The 17,383-nt window shown below is 70.0% G+C and carries 12 protein-coding genes; 5 read left to right on the top strand and 7 right to left on the bottom strand.

The features are described from left to right. Positions 1-109: 109 nt before the first annotated feature. A complete protein-coding gene (locus CLV67_RS06980) occupies positions 110-841 on the bottom strand; it encodes a hypothetical protein (RefSeq protein ID WP_106316302.1) in 732 nt (243 codons plus the stop codon). Next, a complete protein-coding gene (locus CLV67_RS06975; protein ID WP_106316301.1) occupies positions 841-2,511 on the bottom strand; it encodes a multicopper oxidase family protein in 1,671 nt (556 codons plus the stop codon). The genes CLV67_RS06980 and CLV67_RS06975 overlap by 1 nt, the downstream gene beginning before the upstream one ends. A gap of 135 nt (positions 2,512-2,646) precedes the next feature. Here CLV67_RS06975 and CLV67_RS06970 point away from each other — a divergent pair, with 135 nt between their 5' ends. Beyond that, positions 2,647-4,368 carry an AfsR/SARP family transcriptional regulator gene (locus tag CLV67_RS06970; protein WP_170153763.1) on the top strand — a complete coding sequence of 574 codons (1,722 nt, stop codon included), beginning with the start codon at positions 2,647-2,649 and terminating at the stop codon, positions 4,366-4,368. A 214-nt stretch (positions 4,369-4,582) separates the two neighbouring features. Here CLV67_RS06970 and CLV67_RS06965 read toward each other — a convergent pair whose 3' ends face one another. The 4 genes from CLV67_RS06965 to CLV67_RS06950 all read right to left on the bottom strand — a co-directional run bounded on the left by CLV67_RS06965 (position 4,583) and on the right by CLV67_RS06950 (position 10,062). Next, positions 4,583-6,706: a PKD domain-containing protein gene (locus tag CLV67_RS06965; RefSeq protein WP_146168999.1), complete on the bottom strand. Its 2,124-nt coding sequence runs from the start codon at positions 6,704-6,706 to the stop codon at positions 4,583-4,585. A 175-nt stretch (positions 6,707-6,881) separates the two neighbouring features. Next, a complete protein-coding gene (locus CLV67_RS06960; RefSeq protein WP_373873117.1) occupies positions 6,882-7,721 on the bottom strand; it encodes a carbohydrate ABC transporter permease in 840 nt (279 codons plus the stop codon). An 11-nt stretch (positions 7,722-7,732) separates the two neighbouring features. Next, positions 7,733-8,713, bottom strand: a complete 981-nt coding sequence (locus tag CLV67_RS06955; RefSeq protein ID WP_239165986.1) for a carbohydrate ABC transporter permease — start codon at positions 8,711-8,713, stop codon at positions 7,733-7,735. Positions 8,714-8,778: 65 nt separating this feature from the next. Beyond that, positions 8,779-10,062 carry an ABC transporter substrate-binding protein gene (locus tag CLV67_RS06950; protein WP_106316297.1) on the bottom strand — a complete coding sequence of 428 codons (1,284 nt, stop codon included), beginning with the start codon at positions 10,060-10,062 and terminating at the stop codon, positions 8,779-8,781. A gap of 273 nt (positions 10,063-10,335) precedes the next feature. Here CLV67_RS06950 and CLV67_RS06945 point away from each other — a divergent pair, with 273 nt between their 5' ends. Further along, complete coding sequence (locus CLV67_RS06945) at positions 10,336-11,349, top strand: LacI family DNA-binding transcriptional regulator (RefSeq protein ID WP_106316296.1); 1,014 nt, start codon at positions 10,336-10,338, stop codon at positions 11,347-11,349. A gap of 1 nt (position 11,350) precedes the next feature. Here CLV67_RS06945 and CLV67_RS06940 read toward each other — a convergent pair whose 3' ends face one another. Continuing rightward, positions 11,351-13,822, bottom strand: a complete 2,472-nt coding sequence (locus tag CLV67_RS06940) for a putative bifunctional diguanylate cyclase/phosphodiesterase (RefSeq protein ID WP_106316295.1) — start codon at positions 13,820-13,822, stop codon at positions 11,351-11,353. A 221-nt stretch (positions 13,823-14,043) separates the two neighbouring features. Between CLV67_RS06940 and CLV67_RS06935 the strand changes: the two genes are divergently transcribed. Genes CLV67_RS06935 through CLV67_RS06925 form a run of 3 tightly spaced genes read left to right on the top strand, consistent with a single transcriptional unit; the run spans position 14,044 to position 17,301 of the window. Then, positions 14,044-14,421: a PH domain-containing protein gene (locus tag CLV67_RS06935; protein ID WP_106316294.1), complete on the top strand. Its 378-nt coding sequence runs from the start codon at positions 14,044-14,046 to the stop codon at positions 14,419-14,421. Positions 14,422-14,481: 60 nt separating this feature from the next. Then, positions 14,482-15,642 (top strand): PQQ-dependent sugar dehydrogenase, encoded by a 1,161-nt coding sequence (locus CLV67_RS06930; RefSeq protein WP_239165987.1) that lies wholly within the window; start codon positions 14,482-14,484, stop codon positions 15,640-15,642. Between the two features lie 48 nt (positions 15,643-15,690). After that, entirely contained in the window at positions 15,691-17,301 is a 1,611-nt protein-coding gene (locus tag CLV67_RS06925) for a metallophosphoesterase family protein (protein WP_106316292.1), read from the top strand. Positions 17,302-17,383 lie beyond the last annotated feature (82 nt).

The following is a 17,383-nucleotide window of genomic DNA, read 5'->3' as shown; positions in this document are numbered from 1 at the left end:
GAGGGAATGTCCGGTTATTTCGGGCATATCCTCAGGCAGCGGGGTGTGGTCCACCTGTGGTGATCCTGAATACAGAAAGGGCCCCGCTCAGCGGGGCCCTTCAGAGAATTCAGTGTCCGTGTGGCCGGTCCCGGAGATCGGGTACGCCGTGCGACAGATCCACCCCCGGCTCCGGCAGGTTCGCCGTGACGTGGACCCGGCCGGCCGGCACCCCGGCGGCGCGTCCCATCGACTCGCGCACCGCCGTGATCGTCTCGTCGCTGATCACCGCCCCGAAGTAGCGGACGGTCACCCCGGTGGGCTGCACGTCCGTGACGTACCGGTTCAACGCGTCACCGAGCACGCCCTCCGCGTCCTGACGCTCCCGTACCTGCTCCGGCGTCACGCCGTCAGGTGGCAGCACGCAGAACGTCACGTCGTGCACGAGCACCGGCTCGACCAGGTAGAACGCGACACTGGCCGGCTGGTGATCACGCATCAGCGCCTCGGCGTCGTAGACCCGTACACCCTCGTCGAGGACCAGGGTCATCTCCGGCACCAGATACTCCAGCAGCTGCTCGGAGAAGACCGCGAAGGTGGCGTCGGTCAGCCGGCCCAGCTTCTGCTCGGCGGCCAGTGCCCGCAGCTCACGGGCGATCGACGCGCGGTCGGCACCCGGCGCCGGCTTGATCGCGATGGCGGCCCGCTTGCGGACCATCGGGCCGTCGAAGGTGGTGGTCGCAAGCCGGTCGCCCGCGTCGCCGACGACGACGTGGGCGACCGGCGCGGGCTCCGGTACGGGACGGGCGTACCAGGCCACACCTGCGGCCGCGACGAGCAGCCCGGCCAGGACCCGCTTCATCAGGTGCCCAGCGGGTAGCTGGGAGCGTAGACGCACGACTGCTCGGGCATCTCGTCGTGGAAGGCCGGGTCGGAGACGATCGGGTCGTTGACCTCCATGTCACCGACCGCGAACTGGATCATCATGTCGCTGTCCTCGTGCACCAGGTTGTGGCAGTGCAACATGTAGCGGCCACCGTCGTTGCCGTCCCCGGTGGTGAACTGCATGAGCACCGACGCCGTCTCGTTCTCGCCGAGGTAGAAGACGTCCTTCGGGCCGTTCTCCCAGGCGTACGGCTTGTTGCCCGGGGTGTTGTTGCGCGACAGCAGCAGACCGTCGATCAGGTGGATGTGAACCGGATGGAACCAGCCACCCGACTCGTTCACCAGGTCCCAGATCTCCACGTCGTACGGCTTCGGGTTGCCGAGCACCCGCTTGAAGTCGCTCTTCTCGACGTCGTCCCAGGTCTCCCCGTTGACCGTCCAGAGCCCGTGCTTGCGCTCCACCCGTACCGTCCGGCGGGCCGTGGCCATCTCCGGCTTCAGCTTCATCACGTCGATCGCGCCCCGGTTCGCCCACGGCACCGGACCGGCATCAAGGGTCGCCGGGATCACGTACGTGTCCGGCGCCCCGGAGTCGGCGACGACCTCGAACTGCATCACCTTGCCGGTGTTGTCGAAGTCCTCGTTGTTCTTGTTGCTCAGGTTCAGCAGCTCGATCTTCTGGCCGACCTTGTACTTCCGGAAGTCGATCAGCACCTCGTACCGCTCGGCCGGCGCCTGCCGGAACGACGTCACGGCGGCCACCCTCGGCGTCATGCCGCCGTCGGTCGCGACCACGTGGAACGGCTCACCGGTGCTCAGCCTCCACCGGTACGACCGGGAGATCGACGCCACCAGGAAACGGAACCGGTAGACCCGCGGCTTGACCCGCATCTTCGGCCACGGCACGCCGTTCACCAGGATCACGTCACCCATGAACCCGGCGTGGTCGTCGTCGTCGAAGGCCACCGTGCCGTCGGACTTGAACGCCATGTCGTTGACCACGATCGGGACGTCGAACTGGCCCTGCGGCAGCTGCGCGGCCTCGTACTCGTCGGTCAGGTGGTACATGCCGGCCAGGCCGGTGTACGCGTTCTCGGCCGTGGTCCGGTGGTTGTGGTCGTGGTACCAGAGCGTCCGGGCGGGCTGCCAGTTCGGGTAGCGGTAGTTCTTGCACTCGCCCGGGTGGCTGTGATCGTTGGCGTACCCGTCGTACTGCGGCAGCGACGCCGAGCCGTGCAGGTGGGTGACCGTACTGAACGGCCGGCCGTTGAGCCGGTTCAGGGTCAGCGAGTTCTTGATCCGCACCTCGGACCGCGTGCCGCGCGGGACCCGGATGGTCGGCCCCGGGAAGATCCCGTTGTACCCGGCGATCGGCGTGGTCAGGCCCGGCAGGATGCTCGCCGTCCCCGCCTTCTGGGTGAGCCGGTACTTCTGGAACGGCCCGTGGTCGTCGACGCCCTCCTCGAACGGCATGAGCACCGGAGGACGGCGGAACATGCTCGTGTACGGCGTGGGCGTGTTCTTCCTGGCCAGCCCGCTCGACTTGGCGATCACCGCACCGCCGCCGGCCGCGAGCACGATGCCGCCGCCACCCAGTGCCAGCGCGCCCTTGAGCAGACCCCGCCGGCTCAGACTTCCCCGTGACATCGAACTCCCTCAGGTTTCATCCATCAGTCGGTCGCGGACGCTATGCGGAAGGCCTTTGGTAATCCTGTGGAAAGCCTCAACCCGGGCCCGCCGCGCGCCGAAACGTCCTCCCGTAGAAGGACACGAGGAGGCCACATGCGCGTCAGCGTGCTCGGACAGCTGACCGTCACCGGCGGCACCGGCGAGGTGCTGCCCGCCGGAGAACTGCCGAGACGGGCCCGCCAGGTCCTGGCCGTGCTGGCCGCACGGCACGACCGGATCCAGTCGAAGGACGCGCTCGCGGACTCGGTCTGGGGCGACGACCTGCCGGGAAACCATGTGGCGGCACTGGAGCACTACGTGTCGGTGATCCGGCGGCGGCTTCAGCCGGACGGCTCCTCGGCGAGCTGGTTCATCGTCACCCGCAGCGGCGGCTACCTCTTCGACACCAGCCGCGCCGGGCTCGACCTGGCCGACCTGCGGGCGTTGGTCCGGCGGCTCGACTCGCTCACCCCTGCCTGCCCGGAGCGCCTCAGCGTGCACGCGGACATCCTCACGCTGGCCCGGCAGTTGCCGTTCCCGGAGGACCCGTACGCCGAATGGGCCGAACCGGTCCGGACCGAGGTGCAGGTCGCAGCGGTGAACGCGCTCCTGCAGACGTCCGAGTGCGTGCTGTCCGGCGACCCGGCCCGGTCGCTGCGCCTGGCACAGGAGGCGATCGAGCTCAACCCGTTCCTGGAGTCCGGATACCGGGCGGCCATGACCGCGGCGATCGCGATGGACCGGCAGGACGACGCGCTGCGCATCTTCGAACGATGCCGTCAGCTGCTCGACGAGGAACTCGGTGTCACGCCGTCCGCCGAGCTCATCCGGCTCAAACGGGAGGTGCTCGCCACCCGTACCGCCCCGGTCGAGGTCTTGCCTGAACCGGCCCCGCGCCGCGCACCCGTCCCGGCGCCGGACCCGGGCCGGGAACTCTTCCTGGGCCGGATCACCGAACTGCGTGTGCTGCTGGAACCGGACCCGCCGCCGGTGGTGCACATCGTCGGGCCGTCCGGCTCGGGCAAGTCCGCGTTCCTGGCCGAACTGGAGCGGCACGCGCCCGGCCGGGTCGGCATCGGGCACGGCGCGTCCTCGGTCGGTGTGCTGCGGCACGCCTGGCTGCGGGCCGCCCTCACCGATCTGAAGGCGCCGGCCGAGGTGCTGGCGGTCGTCGACGCGGCCGGGCCTGAGAAGCCGCTGCTACGCCCGGACCTGGAGCTGATCGGCACGGCGTTCGACGGCACCGAACCGATCTTCGTGGCCATCGACGACGCCGCCGACCTGGACGCCGCAAGTGTCGCCGAGCTCTCCTGGCTGGGCCGGCACTGCCCGGCGCTGCGGATCGTGCTCACCTACTGCTACCCGTCGGAGATCGCCGAACGGCCGCTGTCCGGGCTGGGCTCACCGGTGGTGCTGCGCCTCGAACCGCTCACCAGCCGCGACCTGTCCGAGATCGGCGACGAGGAGCTGGCGGAGAAGACCGGTGGCATTCCGGCGCTGGTCGGAGCCGCGCTGCGGCCCACCGCGGTGTCCCATGCGGTGGCCATGCAGATCGCCCGGCAGCGCACCCGCTGGATGCCCGACCCGTCGTGGGAGGTCCTGCGGCTGTGCGCGGTCCTCGGGCCGCTGAGTGTGGCCGAGCTGTCGACTCTCACCGGCTATCCGCTGCCCGAGCTGCTGTCCTGTCTGGACCATCTGGTGCACGCGCACCTGCTCACCGAGAACGACGACGGCCGGGTCCGGCATCGCAGCTCGCTGACCAGTGCCGCGGTTTCCGGGCAGGTCTCGGCGGCGTCGGCCCGTTACCTGCGTCGCCGGCTGGCCGCCGACTCCTGACCCGCGCGGCGTGCGTGGTGACTTACGGTCCGCCCGCGGGCACAGATCACCACGCAACAGGCAGACGCGGCGTGCGTGGTGACTTACGGTCCGCCCGCGGGCACAGGTCACCACGCAAGAAAGCGGCGGGCTCCGGTTGGGAGCCCGCCGCCTGCTTTGCGGTCGTTCAAAACCTTCTGGGAGTACGGCTACGCGTTCCCGATCTTCAGTGGTGTCAGTTGGTGACGTTCACCGGAGTACCGAGGACCTGAGCACCTGTCGAAGTGACGAAGCTGATCGTGTTCACCCCGGCGGGGTTCGGGCCGGTGACCCGGATGCTGAACGCGCCCGCCGCGTCGACGGTGACCGGGCTGCCGATGACCCGGCCGGTCAGCGTACTGCCGAGGACCGCGGTGACCCGCTGCCCGGCGAGCAGGTTGCTGGTGCCGGAGATCCGCCACTCGTTGTTCCCGGTGCGGTAGCGGACCGTCAGCCCGCCGAGCGCCTCCGCCTGCGGCCGGACGGTCACCCGCGCCGTGCCGGTGCCGGCCGGGTTGGTGACGGTCAGTTCCATCACGACCGGGTCGTTGTTGTAGACGAACCCGGTGTTCGGACCCGGCACGGCCGGCATCGCCTGGGCCGGGTAGCTGAACGTCGGCTTGGCACTGGTCGCACCGACGAGGTTGTTCACCGCCGGGCCGGAGACCTGCCGCCACGAGTACGTCTCGGCACCGGTCGAGGCGGAGCCGTCCAGGGTGACGGCACGGCCGCGGACCACGGTCTGGTCGGCGCCCGCGTCGGCCCGGGCCGGGGCGGTCCCGGCGATCACGACGGTCACGGTGGCCGGCAGTCCGGCGCCGCCGGGACCGGAGACGGCCAGCCGGAACGAGTAGGTACCGGGCGCGGTGGGCGTGAACGACGCTTTCGCCAGCGTGGCGTCGGCCAGTGGGACGTTCGGGCCGCCGACCTGGCTCCAGGCGTACGAGTCGATCGCACCGGTCGAACCGGAACCGTCCAGCGTCACCCGCTGGCCGGCGACCGCACCGGCCGTCGCGACCGCGCTCGCCACCGGGATGTCCGGCAGGAACACCTGGCCGGTGCCGGTCAGCGGAACCGTGGTCGAGCCGCCGCCGGTCGAGGTCACGGTGATCGCCGCGGGCGGGGCGCTCACACCGGTGAACGGACCGTTGATGGGGCCGAAGCCGGTGACCGAGAGGGCCGGCGGCGTCGAGTCGGCGTCACTGGAGGAGGCCACGACGGTCAGGGTGCCGGCGTCCGAGTCGTACCGGGCCTCGCTGACCCGGATCACGTCGACCACCTTGCGGCTCTTCCTGGCGATCGGGCGGTCACCCGAGTTGACCACCTCGATGGTGGCACCGGGCGGTACCGGGCCGGTGACCGGGAACCGGCCGTAGTAGCGGCCGTTGCCGCCACGCAGCTTGGTGGTCCGGAAGCCGAGGGTCGCGTTGGCGCTCACCTCGATGGACTGGCCGGGCTCGCTGCTGGCGTAGACCTCGACGACACCGTTGCCGTCCGCACCGACCGTGTAGGTGGCCTGGTCGATGTCGACGCCCGCGTTGGTGGCGTACCGGCCCTGCACGCTGAACAGGTCGGTGAACCCGAGCTGTGCGATCACCGCGCCGGTCGCCGGGTTCAACTGCTCGACCCGGACGAAGTTCGTGGCGTACGGGCTGCCGACGACCCGGTGATCGACGCCGGGGTCACCGGTGTAGCCGGCCGGAGCCGCCGGTGCGACCGCCGGGTCCCACTTGAGGAACGGGCCGATCCGGCTGGCGATCGCCGCGCCGAACGCGCCCGGCGTGGTGCCGATGTCCTCGGTCATGTTGACGCCACGGTCGGTCGCGGTCAGGTCGTCGATGCCGTACGGGTGGGTGATCCGGAAGCGGTCGCCCTCGTTGGCGTCGAACCGGATGCGGACCCGGCCGAACACCATCTGGTCGCCGTCACGGACCTCCTCGGCCGCCCAGGCGCCCTCCAGGTCCATGCCGATCCCGAAGTCCACCCCGTTGGACAGCGTCATCTCAGCGCCGGCCAGCTGGTAGAAGAACTCGCCCGGGAAGTTCTCCGGGTACGAGACGGGCGCGTCCGGATTCGGCACCTCGTCCGGCAGGGTCGAGCAGAGCGGATCCTCAAGCGTCGTGCAGGCCTCCAGCCGCAGGCCGTTGCTGTCCCTGTACCAGGCCGGGAAACCGTGCTCGGCGAGCGGACCGGCCTGGGTCAGGCTGCCCTGCCGGGTGCCGGGATTCACCACGATGGCGGCCGCCGGCACGGCGAGAGGCAGGATCACCGTGACGGTCACCCCCGCGGCGATCGCCCAACGGCCCATTCTTCTCTTCATCGGACTCCTCAGGGTTCTCCGAACGCCACCGGATGACCGGGGCTCGTGAGGGGGCACCCTGCCGGGCCGACCGTTGGTCCGCCTGAGGTCGCCTGCGCGCAGGCTGAGCTTTCGCTGAAAGAACGAGGCCCGCCCACCGAGAGCTGGTGGACGGGCCCGGTCAGGGACGGCCGCGCTACTTGAGAGCGCCCTCCATGATGCCGCGGACCAGCTGGCGACCGCCGACGAGCAGCAGGACGACCAGGGGAACCGTGGCGACGAAGGCGCCGGCCAGCACGCGGCGGTACACCACGTAGTTGCCGCTCGCCAGGTCGGAGAGAGCGACCATCGACGTGGGGTAGTCGGTGCCGTTCAGGGTGATCAGCGGCCACTGGAAGTCGTTCCAGGTGGCCACGAAGGTGAGCAGGCCCAGGACCGCGAGGGCGGGCCGGATCGCCGGGACGACGACCGTCCAGTAGATGCGCATCGTGAGGGCACCGTCGATGCGGGCCGCCTCGACCAGTTCGTCCGGGATCGCGTGCCCGATGAACTGGCGCATGTAGAAGACGCCGAACGCGGTGACCAGGCCCGGGGCGATGACCGCGAGCAGGGTGCCGTTCCAGCCGAGCTCGCCCATCACGATGAAGAGCGCGACCACGCCGAGCTGGTTCGGCACCGTCAGGGTCAGGATGACGATGAACATCAGGACGTTGTGGCCCTTGAAGCGCAGCTTGGCGAAGGCGAAACCGGCCAGCGAGCAGAAGAACAGCGTCGACGCGGTCACCGCGAGGGACACGATCAAGCTGTTGATCAGCGAGGCGGTGAAGAAGACGTCCTGCATGGTGAAGACTTCACGCAGGTTCACCATCAGCTGATCGCCCGGAATCAGCGCCGGCGGCGACGACATCACTGCCTCGTCGCTGCTGGTCGCGATGACGAACATCCAGTACACGGGGAAGGCCGAGACCAGCAGGATCACGCCCAGCCCGAGGTACGACTTCCAGGTGCCCGGGGTGTCCTGGGGTGCCCGGCTCAACAGGCGGCTACTCACTTTCCGCCTCCCAGGCGCCGGGTGACCAGGGCGTTGATGCCGGCCACGACCAGAATGATCAAGAAGAGTGCCCAGCTCATCGCCGCGGCGTAGCCGAGGTTGAGGTCACTCCAGCCGACGCGGTAGATCAGCTGCGCGATGGTCCGCCACTGGTGGTCGTAGCCACCGTTGGCCTGCGCCGGGTTCTCGTCGAACAGCATCGGCTCGGTGAAGAGCTGGAGACCGCCGATGGTGGAGAGGATGACGGTGAACAGGACCACCGGCTGGATCATCGGCACGGTGATCTGCCACAGCTGGCGCCACGGGCCCGCGCCGTCGACCGCCGCGGCCTCGTAGACGTCCTTCGGGATCGCCTGCATCGCGGACAGGTAGAGCAGCGCGTTGTAGCCGATCCACTTCCAGTTGACCATGACGGCGATGGCGATCCAGCTGCTCCAGGTGCCCGCGCGCCAGTCGAGCGGCTGCTCCTGACCGAACCCGACCAGGGACAGGAACCAGTTGGCCAGTCCGTTGTCGCGGCTGAAGAAGACCGCGAAGACCAGTGACGACGCGGCCACCGGCGTGACGTACGGCAGCAGGATCCCGATCCGCCAGAAGGTCGCGCCACGCAGCTTGCGGTTCAGCAGGTTCGCGATCATCAGGGCGAGGAGCAGCTGCGGCACGGTGGAGAGGACGAAGATGCCGAACGTGTTGACCAGCGCGTCCCAGAAGTCGGTGTCGCTCGCCAGTTTGGTGAAGTTGTCGAGACCGACCCAGCCGTTCTTCTCCTTGTCGATGAGGTGCCAGTGCCGTAGCGACACCACCGCGTTGAAGATGAGCGGGAACAACCCGAAGACCGCGAAGAGCAGGAAGAACGGCGCGATCATCAGGTACGGGAAGGTCTTGGTGTCGAAACGGTGAAGCCAGAACCGCTGCCGCTTCGGCGGCGCGTGCCTCGGCTCCTCGGTGCGCGCGTGTCGCACATCAGTGAGGGCCACGGGTAACTCCTAAGGGCCGGACGGCGGGACGGCCGTGGCCGCCCCGCCGCTCTTTTCGGGATGGGTCAGGAGTTCGCGGCCTTCTCGGCTTCCTTGACGGCCTCGGCCCACGCGTCAGCGGACTTCAGCGTGCCCTGTCCGACGCGGTTGATCACGTTCTCCACGGCCAGACGGGTCGGACCGTTCTTCTTGCCCAGGTACTGCGGCTTCAGGTTCTCCGCGGTGGAGGCGAAGATCTGGCCGGTCGGGGCGTTGGTGAAGAACTCCTTCTTGTAGTCGAGGACGGCCGGGTCCTTGTAGAGCGCCGGCTGCGACGGCAGGTTGCCGACCGTCTTGAAGACCTCGATCTGCTGCTCCGGCTGGATCAGCCACTCGACGAACTTGTACGCCTCGTCGACGTTCTTGCCCTGCTTGGGGATGGTCCACCAGGAACCGCCCCAGTTACCGCCGCCGCCCGGGATCGCGGCGATGTCCCACTTGCCGGCCTGGTCGGGCGCGGTCTTCTGGATGTGACCGAGCATCCAGGCCGGGCAGGCCAGGACCGCGAACTGGTCCTGCTTGAAGCCCTGGTCCCAGTTCGGCTGGAAGCTGGCGAGGTTCGCCGAGATGCCGGAGTCGAGCGCCTTCATCGCGACGTCGAAGCCGACCTTCGGGCCGCCCTCCATCTGGAGCTGCTCCTGCTCGTTGTAGAAGCCGACCGGCTGCTGCGACAGGATCGGGTTGAACAGGTTGGTGGCCGAGTCGATGAACTTCTTCTTCGTCTTGTCGGTGTAGGTCTTGCCGGTCTCGAGGAACGCGTCCCACGTCGGCCAGAGCTTGGAGACCTCAGCGCGGTCGGTGGGCAGGCCGGCCGCCTTGAACAGGTCGGTGCGGTAGCACATGGCCAGACCGCCGACGTCGGTGCCGAGGCCGATCTGCGCACCGGCGGCGGACTTCGAGGCCTGCCACTTCCACGGCAGGTACTTCGACTCGAGCGCGCCGGCGCCCTTGTCGTTCAGGTTGACGAACTGGTCGGCCTGCTCGCGGAACTGGACGATGAAGCCCTCGTCGACCGCCGAGATGTCCGGGGCGCCGGAGCCCGCGACGAGCTTCTTCTGCAGGTCCTGGTGCTGCGCCTGGTACTCGCCGGTGTTCAGCGAGATCTTGACGTTGGGGTTGGCCGCCTCGTACTTCGCCTTCAGCTGGTCCAGGCCCATGTCGCCCCAGAAGTTGATCTTCAGCGTGACCTGGGCGTTGCCGCTGTCGGTGTTGCCGCCTTCCAGGTCCTTGCCGCTACAACCGGTTATCGCCAGCGCGGCCACGAGGCCGGCGGCGCCCATGCGCAGGGCACGGCGTCCGAACTTTTCCATAGTCATTTCCTCCGCAAGGAGATCCGCATCACTGAACCGGGTAAGTTGTGGGAACCGTAAGCCGACCTTTCAACGCTGTCAATACCCGGTTACGGGCGCGCTCCCATCCCGTATCAAGCCGGATTTTTCGGACGCACGGAAATCGACGGTTTACATCACAAGCGCTGTGCCGTAACACTTAACCGATCAAGCGAGCGTCCAACGTCGAGGGAGTCCGGCGGCCATCACCCCGCGCCCGATAAGCTCGGCTGCAGTGGGGACAGAGGAGACTGAGTGAAGCGGCCCACCATCGCCGACATCGCACGGCGGGCCGGCGTGTCCAAGGGCGCCGTGTCGTACGCCCTCAACGGCCAGCCCGGCGTCTCCGAGGCGACCCGCAAACGCATCCTGTCGATCGCCGAAGAGATCGGGTTCAACGCCAACAGCGCGGCCCGAGCCCTCTCCGGCGCACGGGCGCGCGCCGTCGGTCTCACCCTGTGCCGCCCCGCCCGGATCCTCGGGATTGAGCCCTGGTTCATGGGCCTGATCAGCGGTTTCGAGGCCGAGCTCGGTGCCCGGTCATATGCGTTGACGCTCCAGGTGGTGGCCACTCCCGAGCAGGAGGTCGAGGTCTACCGCCGCTGGTGGGGTGAGCGTCGCATCGACGGCGTGATCGTCACCGACATCCGCGAGGACGACATCCGCATCCCGGTCCTGCAACAGCTCCAGCTGCCGGCCGTGGTCATCGGCGGCCCCGGCGACACCGGCCCGATCGCGCAGATCTGGTCCGACGACGCGGGCGCCATCACCGAGGCCGTCCGCTACCTGGTCGCCCTCGGCCACCACAAGATCGCCCGGGTCAGCGGTGTCCCCGATCTGCTGCACACGCAGAACCGGACCAAGGCCTTCCAGAACGTCTGCGCCGCCCTCGGGCTGGACAACGCGATCACCATTCCGGCCGACTACACCGGCGAGGAGGGCAGCCGGGCCACCCGGCGGCTGCTGATCGGCGGCGACCGGCCCACCGCGATCATCTACGACAACGACGTGATGGCGGTCGCCGGACTGGCCGTCGCCCAGGAGATGGGGCTCTCCGTCCCGGGCGATCTGTCCATCGTGGCCTGGGACGACTCACCACTGTGCAGCCTCGTGCACCCGCCGCTCACCGCGCTGAGCCGGGACATCTCGGCGTACGGCGCGCAGGCCGCCCTGGAACTGCTCAACGCCATCGACGGCAAGACCGTGGGCAACGTCGAAGCCGGCCGCGTCCATCTCACGCCACGCGGAAGTACCGCGCCTCCGCGTTGAATCAACTTCGATGAGAGTCGAGGTACGCCTCGACGCGCTCGGCCGGGCCCGGATGTCCGAGGGCGAACCCCTGGCCGAAACGGCAGCCGGCCTCGGTGGCGCGCTTGATGTCGTCGTCCGTCTCCAGGCCCTTGGCGACGATGTCCAGGCCGAGCCGGCGGCCGAGACTGACCACCACGTCGACCACCGACTTCTCGGCCATCAGCGCCGGGCTCAGCTTCAGCATGTCCACCGGCAGGCGGCGCAGATGCGACAGCGACGTCTGCCCCGAACCGAAGTCGTCCAAAGCCGCGCGGACGCCGAGTCTGCGCAGCCCGGTGAGGGCCGCCACGATCGCCGGCACGTCCTCGGCGATCCATGTCTCAGCCACCTCGACCACCAGGCGTTCCGGCGCCAGGCCGTACCGCCGCAGGGTCGTCGCCACCTGCTCGGGGAACCGGGCCGTGAGCAGTTCACGCGGGCCGACGTTGACCGACAGCCAGAAGTCGTCGCTCACCGACCAGCCCGTCATCCGGCGGCACGCCTCTTCGAGGACCCATTCGTCCAGCTCGGCGGTGATCCCGAGGGCCGCGGCGATGGGCAGCAGCTCCCGCGGCGGTATCGGGCCCAGATGCGGATGCCGCCAGCGCAGCAGCGCCTCCACCCCGGCCGGACGGCCGTCGGTCAGCCCGGCGACCGGCTGGAACACCAGGTCCAGCTCACCGCGGGCGGCCGCGCCGAGCAGCTGCTGCTCCAGTTCCATCCGGCGGTGCAGCTGGATCTCGACGTCCGGGTCGTACCACTCGACGCGATCCCGGCCGAGCTGACGGGCCCGCTGCCGGGCCAGGTCGGCGTGCCGTAGCACCTCGTCGGAGTCCGCGGCGCCGGCCAGCTCGGCCAGGCCCACGCTGAAGTGCAGCTCGGCGGTGTTGCCGGGAAGCGGATACAGCTCGCCCAGCCCCGCCACGATCCGGCTCGCCAGGGCGTACGCCGGAACCGAGGAGGCCGGCGTGAGCACCGCGAACTCGTCGCCACCCAGCCGCGCCGCGACGTCCTCGTCACCGATCAGGGTGCGCAGCCGCCGGGCCACCTCGATCAGCACGGCGTCGCCGACCTCCCGGCCCCGCGAGTCGTTGATCTCGGCGAGCCCGTGCAGGTCGATCACCAGCAGGGTGCCGCGCTGCCCGGCCTGCCGGCGCATGCCCAGCAGGTCCCGCATCAGGGCTCGGCGGTTCGCCAGGCCGGTCAGCTGGTCCAGGTAGGAGAGGCGGTGCAGGGTGCGTTCCAGATGACGGCGTTCACCCACATCCCGTACGTGTACGACGAGCGCCGCCACCTCCGGGACACGACGCAGGTCGGAGATGGTCGACTCGGTGTCGCGCCACAGGCAGGCGCCGTCGCGTACCCGGGCCTGGACCAGCACGGGCGGCCCGCCCTCGTGCTCACCGGCGAGCACCGAACCGATCACCGCCTGCGCGTCGGCCACGTCGTCGGGGTGGATCAGCTCGGCGAACTCCCGGCCGATCACCTCGGTGTCGCGCAGCCCGAAGAGCCGGGCCGCGGCCGGTGACTGCCAGCGGACGGTCAGACGCTCGTCGAGCACCAGGGTCAGGTCGGTCGCGCCCGCGACCAGGGAGCGGAAGTGCGCCTCGGTGACCCGCAGCCGGCCCGCGTACCGCCGGATGTCGCGGACCACGAGCAACTCCCGGACGACCAGCACGCTCACCATGACGAGGCCGAAGACGATCGCCTCGGTGCCGAACTCCTCGACGGCCAGCAGGTGCCAGACGGCCGCCACCACGCCGACCGCCGCCGGCACCGCGAGCAGCGGATAGCTAGCCAGGTACTGATCCGGGTGTCGCGGCTCCAGCGGCGGGGGCGGCAGGTCGCGCCGGGAACCGCCGATCGCCGAGGCGGTCAGCCCGGCCACCACACCGAGTCCGGCCACCACGGCCGCCGGGCCGTCCGAACCGAACGCCAGGACGCTGAGGCTGAGCATCACGAGGGTGGTGCCTCCGCCGCACCAGACCGCCGCCCGCGGCCGGGGCCGGGCCCGCAGCACGATCACCGTGACGATCGCGATCGCACCGGCCGCGATCAGCAGCGCGGGCACCGCCCGGGGACGGCTCGCTGCCGCCGGGACCAGGTAGATCGCGAAGCCCAGACTCACACCGAGACCCACCCCGTCGTAGGCGCGGCGCAGCCGGACCACCCAGTTGCTGGCCGCACCGGGCAGCAGCGAGGTACCGGCGACGAAACAGGCGGCGGCCAGGGCCAGCCCGGCGGTCAGCCAGGCGGACTCCTGCTCCGGCGCCCACCACGGGACCAGCCCGGTGAGCGCGGTGAACAGTGCGCCCATGCCGACGAGACCGGCGCCGCGACAGGAGACGAACGCCCGCTCGGCACGATGCAGCGCCAGGGCGGCGCGGATGAGGACGGCGCCTGCACTCAGACCGGCGAAGCCGATCGTCCACGCGAGCAGCACGGCGACCATCGACGAGTCCTCTGCTTGGGGCCCCGGGATCGCCCGGAGCGCGGGGGCGGGAGCAAGAGGGAACTGCACCGGGTCAACGACGGTCCCCGGATCGGGTTACGGCACGGCGTGTCGTCATCCCACGAACGGATCGTCGACCATCCAGCGACGACGGTCAACTCCTCGGGGGTACGGACGGGTCCGCTCCCGCCATCGGTCCGGCCGGGTGGGAGGATGAGGGGGTGAGCAGTCGTCCCGTTCTCCGCGTCCGCAAGTCCGGCGCCGTGCTGGTCGCCGCGTTGATCGCGCTCGTCGGCACGGTCCCGCTCGCCGGTTCCTCCTGGGCGCTGAGCCCCGTGCTGCTGATCCCGCTCGCCGTCCTGGTCTGGGCCTGGCGGGCCGGCACCGACGTCTACCCCGACGAGCTGCGCGTTCGCGCCCTCTTCGGTGGCAGCCGGGTGCCGTTCGGCCGGATCACCGAGCTCGCCCCCGACGCCCGCGGCCGGGTCTCCGCCCTTCTCGACAACGGCAACGTCATCCGTCTGACCGGCGTCACCAGGGACAATCTCCCGCTGGTGCTGGAGGCAAGCGGTCACGCGGTCGGTGCGGGCGAGCATTGATGGCCCGGTTCTGTCAGACGGCGCGGCTACCCTGGTCGGCATAGTCGAAAGGGGTCGGGTGTGCTCTTCCACCGGGGTCGTGCAGCCGCGGTCGTCTCCGTGGCTCTGCTGGCGCTGACCGCGGGGTGCAGCTTCGGGCCACCCGGCCCGGATCAGGCCGGATCCCCGCCCAACCTGCCACGCCCGTCGGCCGCGCCGACAGCCGGTGGTGACGACGGTGAGCGCGAGGTCGCGATCACCGTCCTGGCCCGCACACTCGAGGTGCCGTGGGGCATCGCGTTCCTGCCCGACGGCTCGGCGGTGGTGACCGAGCGCGACACCGCCCGCATCCTGAAGGTCGGGCCCGAGTCGACGTCCAGCGGTCTCAAGGTCGCCGAGCTGCGGCGGCTCGACGAGGTCCGCGCCTCCGGCGACGGCGGCCTGCTCGGCATCGCCGTCTCGCCCGCATACGCGACGGACAAGACCCTGTTCGTCTACTACTCCACCGACGAGGACAACCGCATCGGCAAGCTTTCCGGCGACGGGAAACTGGAGCCGATCCTGACCGGCATCCCGCGCTCGGCCGAGCACAACGGCGGCGCCCTGGCCTTCGGGCCGGACGGATTCCTCTACGCCGGCACCGGCGACGGCAGCGCCGACAGCGGCCAGGCACAGGACCCCAAGAGCCTGGGCGGCAAGATCCTGCGGATCACCACGGCCGGCAAGCCGGCCTCCGGCAACCCGGTCAAGACCTCACCCGTCTGGTCCTCCGGTCACCGCAACGTCCAGGGACTCGCCTGGGACAAGACCAAGAGGATGTACGCGACCGATCGCGGCCAGCCACGCTCGGCCGAGCTCAACGTCGTGACGAAGGGCAAGAACTACGGCTGGCCGAAGACCGACGGCGTCGGCACCGACCCGAAGTTCACCAACCCGCTGGCCTTCTGGCCGTCCGAGGCGTCCTCCTGCGCGGGTGTCGGGGTCGTGGAGACCATGGTCGCCACCGCCTGTGTGCTGGGACAGCGTGTTCAGCTGCTCAGTGTCACCGGCGGGGGTACGGTTCTGGGCAGTCCGCAGGAGCTGCTGACCGGTGAGTACGGCCGCCTGCGCTCGCTGGTCGCCGCACCGGACGGGTCGTTCTGGGTGGGCACCTCCAACCAGGAGGAGGCGGGCCGCCCGACTCCCGAGGACGACCGCATCCTCCGGCTGGTCTTCTCCGACGGCGGCGCCGGCCGGAGTTGACGGCCATGACTGTTTCGTCCCGAGCCCGATGGGGCAGGTGAGGCCCCGATGAAGGAAGACCGGCCCTCGTGGCAAAGTCGTCGGCGATCAGCGGCCGCACTGACCGGGCGGGTGTTCCGGCACCGATGGACCCGCCGGGTGCGGGTGGCCGGCGCGGTCGGGCTCACCGCGGTGGCGGGCTCGCTGATCGGTGTCATGCTCTTCGCTCGTGCCGACATCAATGTGGGTCCGTTCAGCGCCGAGATGTCGGTCGTCCCCTCGGTCGAGGGCGGCACCGAGATCAACATCCCGCCGCTGGGATCGTTGCATCTGGACAGCCACCGCGGCCCGATCCACCTGCGGGTGGATCTCGGCTCGCTCGACCAGAGCCGCACCGAGGCGCTGATCGACAACCCGGCGGCGATCAGCTCGGCCGGTGACCGGGCCGTCGACGAGGTGGTCGCCGGGGTGTCTCGCCTCGGGTTGCGCACCATGGGCCTGGCCGTGCTCGGCGGGCTGATCCTCGCCGCGCTCGTCTTCCGCGACGTCCGCCGTACGGCTGCGGCCGGGATCACCGCGCTGGTGGTCACCGGTGGCAGCCTCGGCCTGGCCGCCGGCACCCTGCGCCCCGACTCGATCAGTGAGCCGCGCTACGAGGGTCTGCTGATCAACGCGCCCGCGGTGGTCGGTGACGCGCGGCGCATCGCCGACAACTACGGGCGGTACGCCGAACAGCTGCAGACCATCCTCGGCAACGTCAGCCGGGTCTACTCGACCATCTCGGTGCTGCCGGTCTACGAGCCGGCCGGCAACACCACGCGGATCCTGCACGTCTCCGACCTGCACCTGAACCCGGCGTCATGGGGTCTCATCCGGACCGTCGTGGAGACCTTCGAGATCGACGCGGTCGTCGACACCGGGGACATCGTCGACTGGGGCAGCAGCGCCGAGACCGGGTACGTCTCGTCCATCCCGTCGATCCAGGTCCCCTACATCTTCGTCCGCGGCAACCACGACTCGATCGGCATTCAGAACGCGGTCGCCGCGCAGAGCAACGCGGTCGTCCTCGACAACGGGCTCACCGAGGTCGACGGACTGACCATCGCCGGCATCGGCGACCCCCAGTTCACCCCGGACAAGAGCGAGTCCAACGAGGCCGGCGACGAATCCGGGCCGGAGCTGTTGTCCGCGGCCGGTGACCGCCTGGCGCAGACCATCCGTGGCTCCGGCAAGAAGGTCGACATCGCCCTGGTGCACGACCCGGCGATGGCGCAGCCGCTGTCCGGGCTGGTCCCGCTCGTTCTCTCCGGCCACCAGCACCGCCGCTCGGTCGCCCTCCTGCCACCTCCCGAGACGCCCGCCCCCGACCCGTCGGCCTCGGCCTCCCCCGCCCCGGCGCCGCCGGTCGCCGCCCAGCCCACGGTGACCACGCGGATCATGGTGGAGGGCTCCACGGGCGGCGCCGGCCTGCGCGGCCTGGAGAAGGAGGAGGCGACCCCGCTGAGCCTGTCGGTGCTCTACTTCGACGAGAACCGCGAGCTCAAGGCGTACGACGACATCCAGCTCGGCGGCACCGGCGAGTCCAACGTGGAGATGCAGCGCAACGTGGTCGGCCTCGAACCGGAGGAGACCCCGGCGCCGGCGTCCTCCCAGCCGGCTGGTGCACCCTCCCCCAGCTGACCCCCAGCTGTGTCGTACCGCCGTCTCCAACCATCCGAGACAGCGGGCCCGCGGCAGCCGGCCGGGCCTGGCCCGCTGGTCG

Origin of the sequence: Actinoplanes italicus (genome assembly GCF_003001815.1) — a bacterium.
Taxonomy (GTDB): Bacteria; Actinomycetota; Actinomycetes; order Mycobacteriales; family Micromonosporaceae; genus Actinoplanes; species Actinoplanes italicus.
This window is presented reverse-complemented; position numbering and strand designations above follow the sequence as displayed.

What these genes read in the sequence shown, in the direction of transcription:
- CLV67_RS06980 (WP_106316302.1), bottom strand. Translation starts at nt 841, where the DNA reads ATGAAGCGGGTCCTGGCCGGGCTGCTCGTCGCGGCCGCAGGTGTGGCC.
- CLV67_RS06975 (WP_106316301.1), bottom strand. Translation starts at nt 2,511, where the DNA reads ATGTCACGGGGAAGTCTGAGCCGGCGGGGTCTGCTCAAGGGCGCGCTG.
- CLV67_RS06970 (WP_170153763.1), top strand. Translation starts at nt 2,647, where the DNA reads ATGCGCGTCAGCGTGCTCGGACAGCTGACCGTCACCGGCGGCACCGGC.
- CLV67_RS06965 (WP_146168999.1), bottom strand. Translation starts at nt 6,706, where the DNA reads ATGAAGAGAAGAATGGGCCGTTGGGCGATCGCCGCGGGGGTGACCGTC.
- CLV67_RS06950 (WP_106316297.1), bottom strand. Translation starts at nt 10,062, where the DNA reads ATGGAAAAGTTCGGACGCCGTGCCCTGCGCATGGGCGCCGCCGGCCTC.
- CLV67_RS06940 (WP_106316295.1), bottom strand. Translation starts at nt 13,822, where the DNA reads ATGGTCGCCGTGCTGCTCGCGTGGACGATCGGCTTCGCCGGTCTGAGT.
- CLV67_RS06925 (WP_106316292.1), top strand. Translation starts at nt 15,691, where the DNA reads ATGAAGGAAGACCGGCCCTCGTGGCAAAGTCGTCGGCGATCAGCGGCC.